We start from the raw sequence: 17,481 nt of genomic DNA, 5'->3' as shown, positions 1-17,481 counted from the left end.
CATGTTTCCCTGCAGCCGCTGCGGTCTGCTATGCGCGTTTACTGAGCACCTCATTTTCATACTGCTGCACTTCTTTAAACCAGTCCTCTTTTTCCGGAACGCTGCACTGTCCGCAGAAATAATTCCAGACATCCCCAAACGGATACAGCTTCAGCTCTTCCTGGAGCATCATAAGCTCTGTGAATTCACCGTTATTCTGCAGTTCTTTCAGCTTATCATTGGGCTGGAGCAGTGCAAACAGAAACGCTTTCTGCATATTCCGCATTCCCACTACCCATGCACTGATACGGTTGATACTGGCGTCAAAGAAATCCAGTCCTAAAAATACGCGGTCAAGCGCATCATTCCTCACGATCTCTTTTGCGATCTCTTTTGTCTCATCGTCAAACAGCACTACATGGTCAGAATCCCAGCGCACCGGCCTTGTCACATGAAGTGCAAGCTTCTCATTAAATAAAAGCATGGCCGGAATCTTATCGGAAACCACTTCTGTGGGATGATAATGCCCGTTGTCCATCAGACTTAAGATCCCATTGTTGGCTGCATAATTGATGCAGAACTCACTGGACCCCACCGTATAGGATTCCATACCGATGCCGAACACCTTGGATTCCAGGCATACATAGACCTTTGACCTGTCATAGTCAATGGATAAGATCTGGTCCAGAGAATCCTTAAATCTGGCCCTGGGAGACAGACGGTCAGCCGGTACGTCCTTATAGCCGTCCGGAATCCAGATATTCATCACGCAGGGCTGGCCCAGTTCCTCTGCAAAATACTGGGAAATGCGGATGCAGGCCTGTCCGTGGCGGATCCAGAACTGGCGGATCTCCTCATCCGGGCTTGAAAGTGTAAAGCTCTCTGCCTTCTCATGGGAGAAAAATGTGGGATTGAAGTCAAGTCCCATGCCTCTTTCTTTTGCAAACTCCACCCATTTCCGAAAATGTTTTGGCTCCAGGGCATCCCTGTCCACGAACTCCCCATCCTCAAAGACAGCGTAATTGGCATGCAGATTCAGCTTGTGCTTTCCCGGGATCAGGCTCAGCGCCTTGTCAATGTCATCCATAAGTTCCTGGGGTGTAGCTGCCTTTCCCGGGTAGTTGCCTGTTGTCTGGATACCGCCGGATAATGGCCCTTCATGGTCAAATCCCTGCACATCATCCCCCTGCCAGCAATGCATGGAAATGTGGATGTTCTTCAGTGTCTCCACTGCCCTGTCTGTATCAACTCCTATATTTTTATAAATCTCTCTGGCGGATTCATATCTCTGTTCTGTCGTCATATTGTTTTCCTCCTGACTTTCCTGTTATTTTTAAAATACTGTTTTCACGGCTCATATATTTTCATCTCAAAAGAATCATAGACACACTGTCTGGCTGCTTTTAAATCTGCCAGAACTCCCTTTGCCATCATCTGCACCATCAGGTTGCCGATAGCAGTTGCCTCCGTAGGACCTGCCAGTACCGTTTTTCCGGTGCTGGCTGCAGTGAGCCGGTTCAGATACCCGGCATTGGCACCGCCGCCTACCACGTGGAGCTTCTTATAATGCACCCCTGTCATTTCCTCTATCTCCCTCACGGTTTTTCCGTAACACTGCGCAAGGCTTCTGTAAATGACACACGCAAGCTGTCCCGGTGTCTTCGGAATCTGCTGTCCCGTCTCCTCACAGTATTCCTGTACGGCCTTGATCATAGATTCCGGTGCCAGAAAACGGCTGTCGTTGCAGTCCACCAGGGAGGAAATCGTCTCCCCGGATGCCATTTCGCACAGCCCGGCAAAGGAATAGGCGTCCTGCAGTTCTTTTTTGAGAGACTGGATCATCCACAGCCCCATGATATTTTTCAGATAACGGAACCTGTAATCATAGCCGCCCTCATTGGTAAAATTCAGCCCTCGGCTTTTCTCCGAACAGTCCGCTTCCTTTCGCTCCACTCCCATCAAGGACCAGGTGCCTGAGCTTATGTACAAAGTTTTATCCTCATTGGAAGGCACAGCCAGAACTGCGGACCCCGTATCATGGGTAGCGGGCAGAATGACCTGACAGTCAAATCCCACTTCTCTTTGTATCTCCTCCGTAAAATTCCCCAGTACCGTGCCCGGCTTTACCACAGGCTGAAAAATCCGCCGGGGATATCCCAGCATTTCAATCAGCTCAAAATCCCAGTCCTTTGTCTTTGGACTCACAAGCTGGGTTGTGGTGGCATTGGTGTACTCAGACGCCTTTCTGCCTGTGAGCAGAAACTGGAAATAGTCGGGCACCAGGAGCATGGCAGATGCCTTTTCCAGACATTCCGGATGTTTTTTCTTCACAGCCATGAGCTGATAGATCGTGTTAAAGATCTGTTTCTGGATCCCTGTCCTTCCATACAGCTCCTGCTCCGGAAGTACCTCATAGACAAGCCTGTCCATGCCCTCTGTCCTTTTATCCCGGTATCCCACTGCGTTTCCCAGAACCTTGTCCGTATCATCTAAAAGCACAAAGTCCACAGCCCAGGTGTCGATTCCCATACTCACAGGTATCTTCCCGGCCTCCCTGCATTTTTTAAGTCCTGTCTTGATTTCCTCAAATAACTGATCCAGGTCCCAGCAGGCTTCCCCGTCCTTCACGGTGAGCCCGTTATAGAAACGGTGCATTTCCTCCATCACCATACGTCCCTGCTCCATATGGCCCAGAATGTGGCGTCCGCTGGACGCCCCGATGTCCACCGCCAGATAATATTCTGTCATCCTTTCCGACCTCCTTATGCTCCCATTTTATCGGAAATAACACAAAAGAAAAAGTACACGGTTTGCATAATTTTATAACCTTATTTGCAGTCTGCGGATTGCATTTTTTTCTCCTGCATATTACTATAGATACAGAAGGATTCCATAGGAGGGAGGAAGGCCATGAACCAGGAATTGTTAAAAGAACTGAAAAAGATAACACCGGAGGAGCAGGCACTGCTCAACGGGCAGAAGGGAATCAATCCCTCCCTCTACAATCTTGAGCATTCCATGACCATTGACAACAAAAAGCTGCTGGAGCACGGGAAACTGCTGCAGATCCGCCCTCATACCCGCTTTGTCCATTTCCCGAAACATAACCACAATTACGTGGAGATGATCTATATGTGTTCCGGCAGCACCCGCCACCTGATAAACGGCTCAGAGGTTCTTCTCGGCACCGGAGAACTGCTCTTTTTAAGTCAGACTGCCACCCAGGAAATATTTCCTGCAGGATATGACGACATTGCCGTCAATTTTATCATACTGCCTGAGTTCTTCGGCCAGCCCCTTGATATGATCGGTACGGAGGATAATATGCTGCGGACATTCATCATCGAATGCCTGAAAAACGGCAGCCAGAATGTCCATTATCTCCACTTTAAGGTGGCAGATATTCTGCCTATCCAGAACCTTGTGGAAAATCTTATCTGGACCCTGCACAACAAGCAGCCCAACAAAAGAAGCTCCAACCAGGTCACCATGGGTCTGCTCTTTCTGCAGCTCATGAACTATATCGACAAAGCGGAGATCGGACGGGAGAATTATGAACAGGAACTGCTGCTCACTGTCTTTCAGTATATCGAGGAACATTACAGCGATGGGGAATTGTCTGAGCTTGCACAGGAACTGGGCTATGACCTCTACTGGCTCAGCCGTATCATCAAGCGCCATACAGGAAAAAATTACAAGGACCTGCTCCAGGAAAAGCGGCTGAACCAGGCAGCCTATCTGCTCCAGAACACATCCCTGTCCGTGACGGATATCGGTCTGAATGTGGGATACCACAACTTCAGCTATTTCTATAAGATATTTAAGGCCCGCTTCGGCATGTCTCCCCGCTGCTACCGTCTTTCCAGGGAACCGGAATCCCGCTGAGTTTCCTGCACCGGGCAGAACAGTCAAAAAGGCGCATCTCCCGGCGTCCGTTCAAACGCCGGTGCAGATGCACCTTTCTACTTTACTCTCTTATAGAGCGCTTTCATCTTATCTTTGGCCCTGCTCAGTCCCTCCATCAGAAGGGGGCTGAAGCAGCCGCATTCCCCGTTGCGTATCATCTCATATGCAGTCTCATGGGAATATGCCTTTTTGTATACACGGTCGCTGACTAAAGCGTCATAGACATCCGCTACAGATACTACCTGCGCCTGGATGGATATCTCATTTTCTTTCAGCCCGTCCGGATATCCCCGTCCGTCCCACCTCTCATGGTGATGCCGGCAGATATCATACGCGTATTTGTACACAGGGTTCTCACGGAACCGTGGTACACTGTCCAGAAGCTCGCATCCCCGTATGGTATGCGTCTTCATAATCTCAAATTCTTCTGCTGTAAGCCTGCCCGGTTTATTGAGAATTCCGTCGGGAATGGCTATTTTGCCCACATCGTGCATGACTGCAGCATCTGCTATCATCGGCAGGTCATTCTCCTCAATACTGCAGGAGGGGTCCAGATCCTTGATAACATGCAGGAGAATCAGTGTCAGATCCCGGATTCTTGTAACATGCTCGCCGGATTCACAGTCCCGGAACTCAATCGCTGTGGAAAGTGTCTCGATGATAGAGCTGTTCAGTTCCCGAATCTCCTGGGCCTGTTCCCGGAGCAGGGCTTCCTGCTCATTCACAATGTTATTGAGCCGTATCACATTGCCGATCCTTCGGCGGATAAAGAAGGGAATGATTGGTTTTCCGATAATATCCACAACGCCCAGCTCATACCCTCTTTTCAATACTTCCTGAGAGTTCTCTGCAGTTATCAGAAAGACAGGGATCTTATGCGTAAGCTCCAGCTTCTGCATCTCTTCCAGCACTTCAAATCCATCCATAACAGGCATAATTACGTCAAGCAGTATGGCGGCAAGCCTGTCCTGCTGCTCCATGATAAGCTCCATGGCCTGCTTTCCGTTCTCAGCTTCTAAGATTCTGTAGTCTTCCGAAAAGGTGGCATCCAAAATCGCACGGTTCATTTCCACATCATCTACGATCAGAATTGTCTGTCTGCTGTTCATAAACGCCCCAATGCCTCCTCCCGAAAACCTTCAGAAGAACTCCCACATCTATTGTCCATCGTGCATTTATCCTTTCATACACTTTTTCCTTGGTAAATCCTTCACTTCTATCAGTTTAACTTCTCTTGCTGAAAACTGTCAAGCGCTATATCCTATAATATAAAAAATTCAGTATGTTATCCGATTACTGTGCAAACGCGAAATGTACTGCCGAATACAGCGGACAGCAGCCGTTATCTGTAATCACCAAGGAAAAACAGAGCTACGGTACCGGGGCCGGCATGGGCACCGATGGTAGCGCCTATGGGATTCATCATAACATGGGTTATGCCGAATTTCTCTTCCACAAGCTTTGCCACATACGCGGCATCTTCCTCACAGTCCCCGTGGCTGATCATGATCATCTCATTCTTGCTTCGGTAAGCGCCGACCCGCTCCTCCATCATGGAGACCAGCGTTGCCAGGGATTTCTTCCGTCCTCTCACCTTTCCCACAGGTATCAGCTTGCCCTCATTATCCACGTGGAGCATGGGCTTGATATTTGCCAGTGTCCCCAGAACTGCTGTGGCTTTGGAGACACGTCCGCCCCGATAGAGATGATTCAGGTCATCCACAGTGAAGACGTGGCAGGTATGAAGAATGTTCTCCCTGACCCACTGTACTACTTCCTCCATGGACCTGCCCTCTGCCTTCATCTTCGCGGCATACCATACAAGCAGACCTTCCCCCATGGACGCAGCCAGGGTGTCGATCACCTCTATCCTTCTGTCCGGGTAAGACTCCCTGAGCTCCTCCGCTGCAACACGACAGCTGTTGTATGTTCCGCTGAGGCCGGATGAGAACGCCAGATATAAAACATCCTTCCCCTCTTTGAGCACCGACTCAAAAATCTCCTCCGCCGCTGTGGGGTTTACCTGGGATGTGGTGGGCATGGAACCTGCTCTCATGCGCCTGTAAAATTCTTTATCGTCAATGACATGTTCCTTATCATATATTTCCCCATCCATGTTGCAGGACAGGCAGAGATAATCCACCTGGTTTTCCTGAAACCATGACAAGGGCATATCCACTGTATTATCTGTCATAATTACATATTCACTCATACGCTGTCTCCCTCTCTTTCCGTTTTAAACAGTTTACCACGGATTGCCCGTCTCTTCAACTGCATTTCCCCTACATTCCCCTGACCACCTCTATGGCTTTCTGAAGCTGGTTATCCTCAGACTTCTCTATGGTAACCTGCTGGCGGAGACTGTCATCCAGCTCTGCCTCCACATCCGGCTCAATCCCCGTTCCGTGGATGTTCCGCCCGTTTGGGGTGTAATATTTGGCGATGGTGAGTTTTACCGCGCTTCCGTCTGTAAGGGGAATGGGCATCTGTACGATTCCCTTTCCGTAAGTGGTGGTTCCCACCAGCTTGCCGATTCCATAATCCTGCACTGCACCTGAGAAAATTTCTGACGCGCTGGCACTGTTTTCATTCACGAGAACCGCCAGGGGAATCTGCAGTTCATTTTCCCCGTCGCAGGTGTATTCTTTTTTGTTCCCGTTCTTATCTTCCGTATACACGATCAGGCCCTTGGGCAGGATCTGCTCCAGAATATCACACACGGAGAGCAAAAGTCCGCCGGGATTATCGCGCAGATCCACGATCAGGCGTTCCATCCCCTGGCTCTGCAGGTCCTGAAAAGCAGACTCATACTGGGCAGTTGTCACCTCCGCAAATTCGTAGATCTGGATATATCCGATATGGTCCTCCAGCATCTCATGCTCCACCATGGGAACCTCCACATGCTCCAAGGGAATATCCAGGCTCAGATAATCACTCTCCCCCTCCCTGGCGATCTCCAGGTGGGCTGTTTTATCCTCTGACCCCTTGATGATCTTCACCACCTCTGTCAGTTCCTTGTCCATGACAGCCTCCCCGTTTACCTTATAGATCACATCCCCGGGCAGAAGCCCCGCCTTAGCTCCCGGCGCGCCCTCATAGCATCTGGTGATAGTTACGATTCCCGTTCTCGCATCCTGCTGCAGCACCACGCCCACACCCAGGTACTCACCGTCTGTGCTCTCATTCAGCTTAGCGTACTCCTCTGAGGTGTAATATCCGGAATAGGGGTCCCCGAGACCTGCCACCAGACCTTTGTACAGATAATCCTCCAGTTCCTCCTCGTCTATATCCTCCAGATAATATTCATCTATGATCCCCTCGATCACCTTTGCCTTCTTCACTGTGGAGGCATTCAGCACACCCTTCTGATCCTGCTGCCACAGGTATCCCAGTACACCGCCTCCCATCAAAGCCGTGCAGAGAACACCCAGCAGAAACCCTTTGATATATTTCTTTCTGTCCACTTTTCCAGTTCCTTTCCTGTAATCTATTATAAAATAAAAAAGAAGACACTGCCAAACAGCCCTCCCGCACGGCGGGAGGCAGCATCCATTTGGCAGCATCTCTTCTGTACTTTATCATTTATACCCTTAAATGTTTCCTTACGGATATCATACTTCCAATGAAACCGATACCGATACCAAGACCCACACCTACCGGAAGCAGAATGCGGAATACATGGGATACATCCAAAAACTGCAGGAATCCTGACAAAAGATGGAATTTTGTCATAACGAATTCGATCACCTTATTGTAGAGCACATAAAGGATTCCCATAGGAATGGCCGCGCCCACAATACCCAGCAGGATACCTTCGATGACGAACGGTGCCCTTACAAAGAAGTCCGTGGCTCCGATCAGCTTCATGATCCCAATCTCTTCCTGCCGCACGGAAATACCCATGGTGATGGTATTGCTGATCAGGAAGAACGCAACTGCCAGCAGTATGAATACAATGGCCAGGGACACGTATCCGATCAATTTATTAAATGTGGACAGTGTCTTCTCCGCTGACTGTGACTGACTGACACTGCGCACACCGTCCAGAGACTGGATATACTCTACAAGCTGGCTCTGTTCCTCAACGTTTTTCAGATACACCTGATAGTTCGCTGAGTTGGCAAGAGGATTATCCTGATTTCTGAATCCCTCTGCCAGCGCCTCGTCACCGCCCAGATAGTCATCACGGAACTCTTCCCACGCCTGGTCGGCAGAGATGTATTTTACTTCCGCAACCTCTTCCCGGGCCTGTATCTTCTGGCCGATCTCATCGATCTGCTCCTGTTTTGTTCCCTCGTTAAAATATACAACAACCGCTACGCCTTCCTCCGCTGTGTGGACGATATATCTGAAGTTCATAACCAGTGCAAGAAACAGTCCAAACAGGAATATACATGCGGACATGGTGGCAATAGAAGCAAGGGAGAATCTTAAATTTCTCCAGATGTTCTTCACACCCTGTTTTAATATGTATGCTATTGTACTAATTCTCATACTGATATCCACCTTCTTGTTCGTCGCTTACAATGACGCCTTTCTTCATGGTAATCACTCGCTTCTTGAATGCGTTTACGATTTCCCTGTTGTGTGTAACGACAAGAACGGTTGTACCGCGCTCGTTGATCTCTTCCAGCAGTTTCATGATCTCAAAAGAGTTCTTAGGGTCCAGGTTACCTGTCGGCTCATCCGCAAGCAGGATGCTTGGACGGTTTACCAATGCCCTTGCCAGGGCAACCCTCTGCTGCTCACCGCCGGATAACTGGTCCGGACGTGATTTGTATTTTTCAGCCAGGCCCACTAAGGTGAGGACCTCAGGCACGCGCTTTTTGATGACACGTGTGGGACGCTCAATGACCCGCTGTGCAAATGCTACATTTTCATAAACATTCCTGTCACGAAGCAGACGGAAATCCTGGAATACAACACCGACTCCCCTGCGGTATTTCGCCACTTTTCTCCGTCTTAACTTGTCCAGGCGCTGTCCGTTTACCGTAATGGTTCCGCTTGTGGGGTCCAGTTCCTTCAACAGCAGCTTTATCAGAGTGGATTTACCTGAACCGCTGTTGCCCACGATAAAAACAAATTCACCCTTCTCTACGTGAAGCGACACATTGTTAAGCGCCGGCTGGCCCTTACTGTATGCTTTACTCACGCCCTTTAAATCAATCATAAATATCCTCCTGTGTTCCTGATGCCCGCTTCCCCGGATATCAGTAATCAAGTGTCTCCATATACTTCATATATTTCACCACCATCAGGGCTATCTTAAATGTTATGGCATCTTCAAACACACGCAGGTCAAGGCCGGTACTCTTCTGGAGCTTATCCAGACGGTATACCAGGGTATTCCTGTGTATGTACAGCTGTCTTGATGTCTCTGAGACATTCAGGCTGTTTTCAAAGAATTTATTGATGGTGGTCAGTGTCTCCTCATCAAAATCATCCGGAGATTTCCCATCGAAAATTTCCCGGATAAACATTTTGCAGAGAGGAATCGGCAGCTGGTAGATCAATCGGCCGATGCCCAGGGAACTGTAAGCGATCACTTCTCTGTCTCCAAAGAAAATCTTACCAACGTCCAGAGCCATGCGGGCCTCCTTGTAGGAGCGCGATACTTCCTTTAACTCCTTCACAATGGTGCCGTACGCAATGTGCGTCCTGCCATCCTTCTCAATCCCCAGTGTGGTCAGAATCATATTTGCAATCTTATCCACCTGCGGATAATTATCCGTGACAGTCAGCTCTTTTACAATGATAATGCTCTTCTCATCCACAGCAGTGACAAAATCCCCTGTTTTGCCGCCCAATAGATTTTTAATATTTTCCAGAGAGCCGTAATCCTTATCCTGGTTGGTTTCCAGAATAAATACAACTCTGCGCACATCCACTTCGATGTGCAGCTTTTTGGCCCGGTTATGGATATCCACTAAAAGCAGATTGTCCAAAAGCAGGTTCTTAATAAAGTTGTCCTTATTAAACCGCTCTTTGTATGCGGTCAGCAGTCCCTGAATCTGGAAAACCACAAGCTTTCCCAGTGTATAGACATCGTCTCCGGCGCTATTGATAACCAGCACATACTCAAGCTGATGGTCATCGTAAATCTTAAAGAACTGATACCCTTTGATCACCTGACTGTCCGCCTGGGAATTTGCAAAAGCTAGGACTTCCTCCTGTGCACAGACGTTCTCAGAAAAAGTAGATGCCATCACTTTCCCTTCCATGTCCGTGATGTAGAAGTCTGTTCTGGATATGCTTTTCAGCCCGTCCAGAGTGTTTTGTAGTACCTGGTTTGATATCATTCTCTTTCCTTCTTTCATTATATAGTATACTTCCTTGTTTCCATCCCATAAAAACAAAAAACCCTACACTATATACTAATACATAATCGAAAAAAAATAAAGAGAAAATGTTAAATATTACATCTTTTTTTCAAAATGTAACATTTTGTTCACATTTTCCCTTTTCTTTTTACGATTCAGACAGAGGAAAAAATCACATTTCCTCGCCGCTGTGGAAACCTTCTCCAATGACCTCACGGGCATCTGTCACGATCACAAATGCCTTGGGATCGGTCCTGGTCACCAGCTCTTTTAACCGCACGATCTGCTTCTTTCCAACCACACAGAAGAGCATGGTCTTCTCCTCACCGGAATACATACCCCTGGCGGAGATCCCGGTCAGCCCTCTCTCCAGCTCCTCCATAAGACTCTTTGCCAGCTCGTCGTGCAGGTCTGTAATGATGAAGGCGATCTTGGCAAACTTCATACCTTCCAGGAACCCGTCCGTCACTTTTGTGGTGACAAAGATAGCGATCACCGCATAGAGCGCCCTCTGCAGCCCAAAGGTAAAGACACCTAAAATGACAATGGCCCCATCCACCACCTGCAGGATCTGGGCAATAGAATAATGGCGCATCTTATGCTGAATCAAGGCGGACACCATATCCGTTCCGCCTGTAGTTCCCTGTCCCATGAAGATAAAGCCAATGCCCACCCCCATGATCACACCGCCGAACAGGGCTGCCAGCAGCATATCGTCCGGTATGATGGGAAGCTCCGGTATGAGAAAGAGCCAGAGCGACAGGGCAAGGGCACCGAAGATAGACTTCTTGGTAAATCCCCATCCCTTGATGCTCACCCCGAGGAAGAACAGCGGAATATTTAAGACCGCATTGGTCAGCCACAGGGGGATTCCGCCGGGCATCAGATTCTCTGTCAGGGATTTGATAATGATGGCCAGACCGGAAAAACCTCCGGTCACCATCTGCATATGGTCGTAAATGGAAGTGATTGAGACGGCCATGACAGCCGTCCCGATCAGTATATACACATATGCCCGCCAATTTCCTTTTTTCTCAGCAAGCATGCTATTCTTCTCCTTTTCCCGTATCCTCATTCTCCTCATTATACTGTGATACCAGTTTTTTGAATGTACTCTTTTCCAGAAGTTTTCCCAGCCAGCCCTTTTTTAATCCTGTTTCCTGCTGAATTTCCTGACGCTCCCCCAGGCAGAACAGGATCTTTGTGTTCATCATTTTCCTGTTATCCGCCACAAAGCGCTCAATCCCCATATTCCTGGAGCATGTGAGCACTGCCTGGGGACTGAAAGAATTGATCTCATTGATGACCCTGTCGATCTGGTCAGCATGAGCCTCCTGCAGGCTGTCTTTTCCCACGATCACAATATCCGGATACTTTTCCTCCACAAAATGACAGAAGGCCTCCGTATCCTCCTCTGTCTCGCCGAGGAGAAACACCTGGTTCTTATAATGGGATAAAAACCAGAACAGCGTGGAAAAGAAACCGTGCCTTGAAGCCTCCTCCTCAAGTCTTTTGTCCTCCACCCCTGCCGCTTTTAGAACCTCCGGTTCATCCACCACGGCCTTGTCCAGAATGCTGATATATTTCTTGAGCTTCTCGTCCTCCTGGGCAGCCATCAGCAGTTTCATGTTGATCACTCCATAGGTGGACAGCACTTCTTTAAACCAGTTCTCATTGACGCACTCCATCACGTCCTCTACATAGCATTTCTCCACGGAAATGCCAAGTACCTCTATTTTTTCATGCATAATATTTCTCCAGTAATCCCGTACCGCACCCTGTTCAGCACCGCACATACGCTTTATCTTCCTACTATAGCAGACAGACAGAGATTTTTCAAGCCGCACATCCAAGGATTCTTTTCTGCTTTGTTCCTACACTTTGTATTTTCAGCCAAAAACGCCCATTCCATGCGTCTCCAAAAAAGAAAATACCGTATTGTAATACACTCCCGGCGCCTTGTCCGGTGCCTGTGCATGTCCGGCGCCCTCCACGATCAGAATTTCCTTTTCACAGTCTGCCGCATCATACAGCTCATAAGCCATCTCCACCGGCACAAACACATCTTCCTGCCCATGAATGATCAGAACAGGGCGTGTGCTTTTCTTCACTGCCTCCAGAGCAGAGGCTTTTTTCAGACTGTATCCCCCGCGCATCTGCAGCATCAGGCCTGCCCCGTCCACCAGGGGAAAGCCCGGAAGATGAAACCAGTCCCTGAGCTGTTTTTTGAAAATACTGTATGCATCCGTGTACGCGCTGTCCGATACCACTGCCTTAACACAGTTCGGAAGTTCTTCCCCTGTCATCATCAGGGCACAGGCGCCTCCCATGGACTGTCCGTGAATGACGATCTGTGCATCCGCGTCCTTTTCCAGTATGGTCTGCAGCCACAGCAGATTGTCCTTCCTGTCTGTCCAGCCCATGCCGATAAAGTCGCCTTGACTGTCCCCGCTGCAGCGCATATCCGGCACCAGGACCTGATATCCTCTTCTCGCATACTCATACGCAATCGGGTACATCTCCTCTTTCCATCCTGTATAGCCGTGCAGAAGCAGAACCCAGTTGTGACTCTCACTCTCCTGGTAAAAGGCCATTCCCTTCAGCAGATAACCATCCGCAGTTGTCACAGACAACGCTTCACTGTCAGCAGTCTCGGCCCACCTGTTTGTCTTCTCCAGACTGGACATTCTGTTCTGCTCAATATCATCTGTCTGGACCAAGGCTTCATAGCTGTCCTCCGTGATATCTTCAAACGCCTGGGTCTGTTCCATCTTCTCCGGGACCAGTGCCAGGTCCACCACGATATTGGATGCCAGTACGAACAGAATGAGGAGTACCACCAGTGCCGCAGCCAGTCTTTTTAACCATTTTTTCTTCCGCATAAATTTACTGTCACCTTGTAGTTTTTTGTCATATTTTATACATTATACCTGCTTTTCTTCCACTGCGCAATAATTGGCAGATAAAAGCCTTTTTGAACATTTACACTGCTGTCCTGCTTTGTTATTATAATACTATATGAAATAGTAAGGGGGGTCTTATATGCCTCAGTCGGAAACACTGAACATGATCATTGAAAATATGGAGTCCGTGATCGTAGGGAAACGAAAGGCCATCGAGCTGGCACTCATTACCCTGCTCTCTGACGGACACCTTCTCCTGGAGGACGTGCCGGGGGTCGGCAAGACAACGCTTGGGAAAGCCCTTGCCCAGTCTATCCAGTGCAGCTTTGCAAGAATCCAGTTTACCCCTGATACCCTTCCCGGGGATGTGATCGGCATGTCCATGTACCAGATGCAGACCGGAGAATTTTCCTACATTCCCGGCGCTGTGATGAATGATATTCTCCTGGCAGATGAGATCAACCGTACCTCACCCAAGACCCAGGCAAGCCTTCTGGAAGCCATGGAGGAACAGCAGGTCACGGTGGACGGCACCACCTATGCCCTTCCCGGGCTTTTCATGGTCATTGCCACCCAGAACCCTGTGGAGCAGCTGGGCACCTATCGTCTGCCGGAGGCACAGCTGGACCGTTTTCTGATGAAGATATCCATGGGATATCCCGAGACACCAGGGGACGAGGCAGACATTGTCCGCCGTATGGTCAACGGGGAACCCCTGAAAAAACTGGGTCCGGTCACCACCAGGGAGGACATCCTGAAGATAAAGGAAGAGATCAAAACCGTGGCTGTGCATGATGATGTGATGGCCTACGCAGTTGAGATCGCCAGAAATACCAGAAAAAGCAGATATTTATCCCTGGGCGCAAGCCCCAGAGCCGCCATTGCCCTGGTGCGCGCCGCCAAAAGCCGCGCCTATCTGGAGGGCCGCATGTACACCACACCGGAAGATATTGCCGCTCTGGCTCCTCCGGTGCTGCTGCACAGGCTTATTTTGTCCTCCGAAGCACGGCTGGAGGGAAAAAAGGAAAAGGAAATGCTGCAGGAAGCCATGCGGGCAGCTCATGTCCCTGTCTTATGAAAAAAGCCGTCTGTCTGCTCTTCCTCATAGGCAGCACTGTGCTGGTCAGCTTTCAGGGCAAGGCGGTTTCTTATCTGCTCTTCTACTTTGCCCTGCTGCTGCCCCTGCTGGCTCTGCTCTACTCCCTGTACGTTTATTTTCGTTTTAAGATTGTACAGAATGTCTCGCACCTTGTAGTAAAAGGGCAGAAAGTCCCCTATCAGCTCATTCTGGGCAATGAAGACTTTCTGCCCTTTACGGATATTACCCTGCACTTTTATACCGATATGGTCAGCATGCAGCATGACAGCGCAGACCGGGAACTGCAGCATCTCTGTCTCCTTCCCCATGCCCAGAAGCAGGTGGAGACAAAAATGTACTGCAGACACAGAGGCACTTACCCCGTCGGCGTGAAAAGCGTCACAGTCACAGACTTTCTTGGGCTTTTTACCATCACCTACCCCATGATGTCCCAGGTCCGCCTCACAGCCAAGCCCCGCATCCTTCCGCTGGAACGTCTCAGCCTGGCACTGCAGAAAAAGGACCCCAAAAACACACTGTTTCCCACTTCACGTCTCCAGAATCTGCCCGATTACGAAGTCCGGCGTTATCAGAGCGGAGACCCCAAGAAATATATTCACTGGAAAAATTCTGCCAGGACCGGGGAACTTCTCGTGCGCAGACAGATGCCGGAGGAGCTTTTTGAGACCATCCTCATGCTGGATCTAAGTCCTGTACAGGGAGATACGGAAAAACGGCTGCAGACAGAGGACAATATCCTGGAAGCAGCCCTCTCCTATCTGCAGGACTGTTATCTGAAAAAAATCCCTGTGCGGGTAGTCTATATGGATTCGGAAATCCGGGAGATCCTCATAGATGTATGTACCGGGTTTGAAGCTTTTTATGAAAAATGTGCAGATATCTCCTTTGAATCCGCGCTTCCTCTTGAGAAGGTATGGCGCCGGTACACCAGCCGTCTGGCAGGCACCAGAGCCTACATCCTCATTACCTCCTCCCAGACCCCTGCGCTTACAGAGACCATAGAGGAGAGCCGGCTTCTCGGAAATGAAGTGCTGTGCATCTATGCAGGAGAGTTGAATTTATGAAAAAATACCGGGAATTTATCGGCAAATATTATGAGAGCATCCACGGGGCCTGTCTCTGCACAGGCCTTCTTCTGCTGGCTGACTCTTTCTGGGTGCTGCACTGGCCTACCCTTCTTTTAAGTGCCGGTGCCGTGCTCTTTTCCCTGCTTCTCCACTATGCGGTCCAGAAAGACATTGTCATTCCCGCAGGCTGTATTCTGCTGATCCTGCATGTGATACTTCTCATTTTCTTTTTCATGACCGGCAGAGATCTGTATACTATCCTTCCCTACATACAGATGGAAGCTGCCTGTATCGGAGGGTCTGTGCTGTGCCTCTTTGCGGTCCGGCATCTGTTCCTGACCTTTCCCATCCTGCTTGCGGAGATCACCTGCCTTTTTTATTACGGGGCAGTGGGGGTTCCCCTGTCCAAATGGAATATCTGCCTGATATTCTTCTGCTGCCTGCTGTTTCTGGCCGAGGCTGCAGGAAAGAAAAGAGGCATCGGAAAACAGGAAGTCTTTTTTCTGTCCCCCCTGTTTCTCGCATGCCTTATTCTCATCTGTCTGCTCCCTGTCAAAAGCACGCCCATCCGCTGGGAAACCGTTCGGAAAGCCGCAGGGGCTGTACAGGAAAAAGCAAACGCACTGCTGGTAAATCTGGATTATCTCTTTTCCGGTGCTTCAAACATATACGCCCTGTCCGAAACGGGATACGGTTCAGAGGGCGTGCTGGGCGGAAGCCTGATCCGGTCAGATAAACCACAGATTTCCGTCACCGGCACCATGACCAAATCCCCTCTTTATCTGGCGGGGACTATCTACGACACCTATGACGGGACCTCCTGGAAACCGGAAGAACCCACCGGGCAGGAGCGGGGAAAAGAATATCAGGAGCAATACAGGACGATCAACGAAGCACTGTCCGTTTCCGGGCTGACGGACACGGAGATTCGTTCCCTGACACATGTGTGCTCCATAGAAATAAAATTTGAAGGCCTCAAAACACAAAGCCTGTTCCACGCCCCCAACACCTGGAAATTCCAGCTTCCTTCCTCTCTGAAGCCGGAGGCTCACGGCGGCAATCTTCTGCTTCCAAAACCAAAAGGCGTCGGCTTTGTCTACGGCCTGCAGTATGTGGAGCTTAACTATAAAAGTGAAAATTTCCAAAAACTTCTGGCTGTACGTGGTGATTTTGACAGGGACAATACCCGCCGCTCCCGCATTTTTGAGGACTGCACTTTACTGCCGGAGGATCTTCCCCCCAGGGTATATGAACTTGCCGATGAGATCACCCGGGACTGTGAGACGCCCTATGAGGAGCTGGAGGCGATTCGTACCTATCTGCTGGGTTACAGCTATTCCACCACAACTGAGGTTTTGGAGGAAGGACGTGATTTTGCCGACTGTTTCCTTTTTGACACCAAATCCGGATACTGTACCTCCTTTGCCACTGCCATGGCGGTGCTGGGGCGCTGCCGGGGCATCCCCACCCGCTATGTGGAGGGATTTGCCACAGATCAGACATGCAGCGTGGAGGATACGGAAATCCATCTGGGCGGTTCCAGTGCGCACGCATGGGCGGAAGCCTATCTGGAACCTGTGGGCTGGATTCCCTTTGACTCCACCCCCGGATACTCTGCAAACACGGCATCCCCCTGGGAGGATGAAACCTCCAAAGATTCTTCTCTCCCCGCACCTGCAGGCCCCGAAAACAGCAGTCCCCATATGGAGACAGAGGATAATGGAAACACTGCCTCTGTCCGGGATACCGAGACAGAAGAGCCTTTTTATAAAAGCTTTCTGCTGATACTGCTGAAGCTTCTTCCTCTCCTCCTCCTTCTTACGGCTGCCTGCATTGTGGCCGGCGCTGTGCTCCTGTTCCGGAAATTCATGCAGCGAAGAGCCTATGCTGCCATGGACAGCTACGGGAAAATGCTCTTCCTCATGGATAAACTCTTCCTGCTCGGCCGGTTGTCAGGTATCCCCTTTGAGGATGGGGAAACTCTGCTTCAATACGAAGAAAAGGCTGCCGGCACACTGGATGTGCCCGGAACAGCCTTAACTGAAATCTTCCGTATGTTCCGGGAAATCCGCTACGGCGGCAGGGAATCCGGACCGGAAACCATACTATATTTAAACAACTATATCCACGCCCTGGAGATTCAGTATCTCCAAGGCTGCTCCCGCACAAAACGCCTGCTGTACCGCCTTAAATAAACGGCGGTCTGT

15 protein-coding genes are annotated in these 17,481 nt (G+C 49.7%); 4 read left to right on the top strand and 11 right to left on the bottom strand.

All coding sequences use genetic code 11. The features are described from left to right. Window positions 1-28 precede the first annotated feature (28 nt). Together V8Q34_RS25380 and rhaB are read right to left on the bottom strand one after the other, a co-directional pair. Window positions 29-1,282 (bottom strand): L-rhamnose isomerase, encoded by a 1,254-nt coding sequence (locus tag V8Q34_RS25380; RefSeq protein WP_033142322.1) that lies wholly within the window; start codon window positions 1,280-1,282, stop codon window positions 29-31. Window positions 1,283-1,326: 44 nt separating this feature from the next. After that, complete coding sequence (gene rhaB, locus V8Q34_RS25375; protein ID WP_227242430.1) at window positions 1,327-2,727, bottom strand: rhamnulokinase; 1,401 nt, start codon at window positions 2,725-2,727, stop codon at window positions 1,327-1,329. Between the two features lie 162 nt (window positions 2,728-2,889). Between rhaB and V8Q34_RS25370 the strand changes: the two genes are divergently transcribed. Then, window positions 2,890-3,864, top strand: a complete 975-nt coding sequence (locus tag V8Q34_RS25370) for an AraC family transcriptional regulator (RefSeq protein ID WP_103732494.1) — start codon at window positions 2,890-2,892, stop codon at window positions 3,862-3,864. Window positions 3,865-3,941: 77 nt separating this feature from the next. Here V8Q34_RS25370 and V8Q34_RS25365 read toward each other — a convergent pair whose 3' ends face one another. From V8Q34_RS25365 to V8Q34_RS25325, 9 genes are all read right to left on the bottom strand, one after another. After that, window positions 3,942-4,994, bottom strand: coding sequence for an HD-GYP domain-containing protein (locus V8Q34_RS25365; protein WP_033142319.1), 1,053 nt, complete (start codon window positions 4,992-4,994; stop codon window positions 3,942-3,944). Window positions 4,995-5,227: 233 nt separating this feature from the next. Further along, window positions 5,228-6,097, bottom strand: a complete 870-nt coding sequence (locus V8Q34_RS25360; protein ID WP_033142318.1) for a DegV family protein — start codon at window positions 6,095-6,097, stop codon at window positions 5,228-5,230. 70 nt (window positions 6,098-6,167) lie between these two features. Next, the gene (locus V8Q34_RS25355) at window positions 6,168-7,349 is read right to left on the bottom strand and encodes a S41 family peptidase (RefSeq protein ID WP_033142390.1); all 1,182 of its coding nucleotides are present in this window, start codon (window positions 7,347-7,349) and stop codon (window positions 6,168-6,170) included. A 118-nt stretch (window positions 7,350-7,467) separates the two neighbouring features. Continuing rightward, a complete protein-coding gene (gene ftsX, locus V8Q34_RS25350) occupies window positions 7,468-8,379 on the bottom strand; it encodes a permease-like cell division protein FtsX (protein WP_033142317.1) in 912 nt (303 codons plus the stop codon). Continuing rightward, window positions 8,369-9,055, bottom strand: a complete 687-nt coding sequence (gene ftsE, locus V8Q34_RS25345) for a cell division ATP-binding protein FtsE (RefSeq protein ID WP_033142316.1) — start codon at window positions 9,053-9,055, stop codon at window positions 8,369-8,371. Before ftsE ends, ftsX begins: the two co-directional genes overlap by 11 nt. A 40-nt stretch (window positions 9,056-9,095) precedes the next feature. Beyond that, window positions 9,096-10,184: a PucR family transcriptional regulator gene (locus V8Q34_RS25340; RefSeq protein ID WP_103732495.1), complete on the bottom strand. Its 1,089-nt coding sequence runs from the start codon at window positions 10,182-10,184 to the stop codon at window positions 9,096-9,098. Between the two features lie 193 nt (window positions 10,185-10,377). After that, the gene (locus V8Q34_RS25335) at window positions 10,378-11,250 is read right to left on the bottom strand and encodes a YitT family protein (RefSeq protein ID WP_103731770.1); all 873 of its coding nucleotides are present in this window, start codon (window positions 11,248-11,250) and stop codon (window positions 10,378-10,380) included. A 1-nt stretch (window position 11,251) separates the two neighbouring features. Then, entirely contained in the window at window positions 11,252-11,953 is a 702-nt protein-coding gene (locus V8Q34_RS25330; protein WP_335836558.1) for a WecB/TagA/CpsF family glycosyltransferase, read from the bottom strand. Window positions 11,954-12,094: 141 nt separating this feature from the next. After that, on the bottom strand, window positions 12,095-13,087 hold the full coding sequence (locus V8Q34_RS25325) for an alpha/beta hydrolase (RefSeq protein ID WP_335836557.1): 993 nt from the start codon (window positions 13,085-13,087) through the stop codon (window positions 12,095-12,097). A 160-nt stretch (window positions 13,088-13,247) separates the two neighbouring features. Here V8Q34_RS25325 and V8Q34_RS25320 point away from each other — a divergent pair, with 160 nt between their 5' ends. From V8Q34_RS25320 to V8Q34_RS25310, 3 genes are read left to right on the top strand one after another with little or no spacing between them, the layout of a single operon-like run. Beyond that, entirely contained in the window at window positions 13,248-14,186 is a 939-nt protein-coding gene (locus tag V8Q34_RS25320) for an AAA family ATPase (RefSeq protein ID WP_054351909.1), read from the top strand. After that, window positions 14,183-15,271, top strand: a complete 1,089-nt coding sequence (locus tag V8Q34_RS25315) for a DUF58 domain-containing protein (protein ID WP_033142313.1) — start codon at window positions 14,183-14,185, stop codon at window positions 15,269-15,271. The genes V8Q34_RS25320 and V8Q34_RS25315 overlap by 4 nt, the downstream gene beginning before the upstream one ends. Next, window positions 15,268-17,469 (top strand): DUF4129 domain-containing transglutaminase family protein, encoded by a 2,202-nt coding sequence (locus V8Q34_RS25310; RefSeq protein WP_335836556.1) that lies wholly within the window; start codon window positions 15,268-15,270, stop codon window positions 17,467-17,469. The genes V8Q34_RS25315 and V8Q34_RS25310 overlap by 4 nt, the downstream gene beginning before the upstream one ends. The last annotated feature ends 12 nt before the right edge of the window (window positions 17,470-17,481 follow it).

Source organism: Blautia sp. JLR.GB0024 (assembly GCF_037000545.1).
Lineage (GTDB): Bacteria > Bacillota > Clostridia > Lachnospirales > Lachnospiraceae > Blautia > Blautia celeris.
Note: the sequence above shows the minus strand (reverse complement) of the source record. Positions and strands in the feature narration are given on the sequence as shown.

Coding starts and splice junctions, on each gene's coding strand:
- V8Q34_RS25380 (WP_033142322.1), bottom strand. CDS start 1,282: ATGACGACAGAACAGAGATATGAATCCGCCAGAGAGATTTATAAAAAT.
- rhaB (WP_227242430.1), bottom strand. CDS start 2,727: ATGACAGAATATTATCTGGCGGTGGACATCGGGGCGTCCAGCGGACGC.
- V8Q34_RS25370 (WP_103732494.1), top strand. CDS start 2,890: ATGAACCAGGAATTGTTAAAAGAACTGAAAAAGATAACACCGGAGGAG.
- V8Q34_RS25365 (WP_033142319.1), bottom strand. CDS start 4,994: ATGAACAGCAGACAGACAATTCTGATCGTAGATGATGTGGAAATGAAC.
- V8Q34_RS25360 (WP_033142318.1), bottom strand. CDS start 6,097: ATGAGTGAATATGTAATTATGACAGATAATACAGTGGATATGCCCTTG.
- ftsX (WP_033142317.1), bottom strand. CDS start 8,379: ATGAGAATTAGTACAATAGCATACATATTAAAACAGGGTGTGAAGAAC.
- ftsE (WP_033142316.1), bottom strand. CDS start 9,055: ATGATTGATTTAAAGGGCGTGAGTAAAGCATACAGTAAGGGCCAGCCG.
- V8Q34_RS25340 (WP_103732495.1), bottom strand. CDS start 10,184: ATGATATCAAACCAGGTACTACAAAACACTCTGGACGGGCTGAAAAGC.
- V8Q34_RS25335 (WP_103731770.1), bottom strand. CDS start 11,250: ATGCTTGCTGAGAAAAAAGGAAATTGGCGGGCATATGTGTATATACTG.
- V8Q34_RS25330 (WP_335836558.1), bottom strand. CDS start 11,953: ATGCATGAAAAAATAGAGGTACTTGGCATTTCCGTGGAGAAATGCTAT.
- V8Q34_RS25325 (WP_335836557.1), bottom strand. CDS start 13,087: ATGCGGAAGAAAAAATGGTTAAAAAGACTGGCTGCGGCACTGGTGGTA.
- V8Q34_RS25320 (WP_054351909.1), top strand. CDS start 13,248: ATGCCTCAGTCGGAAACACTGAACATGATCATTGAAAATATGGAGTCC.
- V8Q34_RS25315 (WP_033142313.1), top strand. CDS start 14,183: ATGAAAAAAGCCGTCTGTCTGCTCTTCCTCATAGGCAGCACTGTGCTG.
- V8Q34_RS25310 (WP_335836556.1), top strand. CDS start 15,268: ATGAAAAAATACCGGGAATTTATCGGCAAATATTATGAGAGCATCCAC.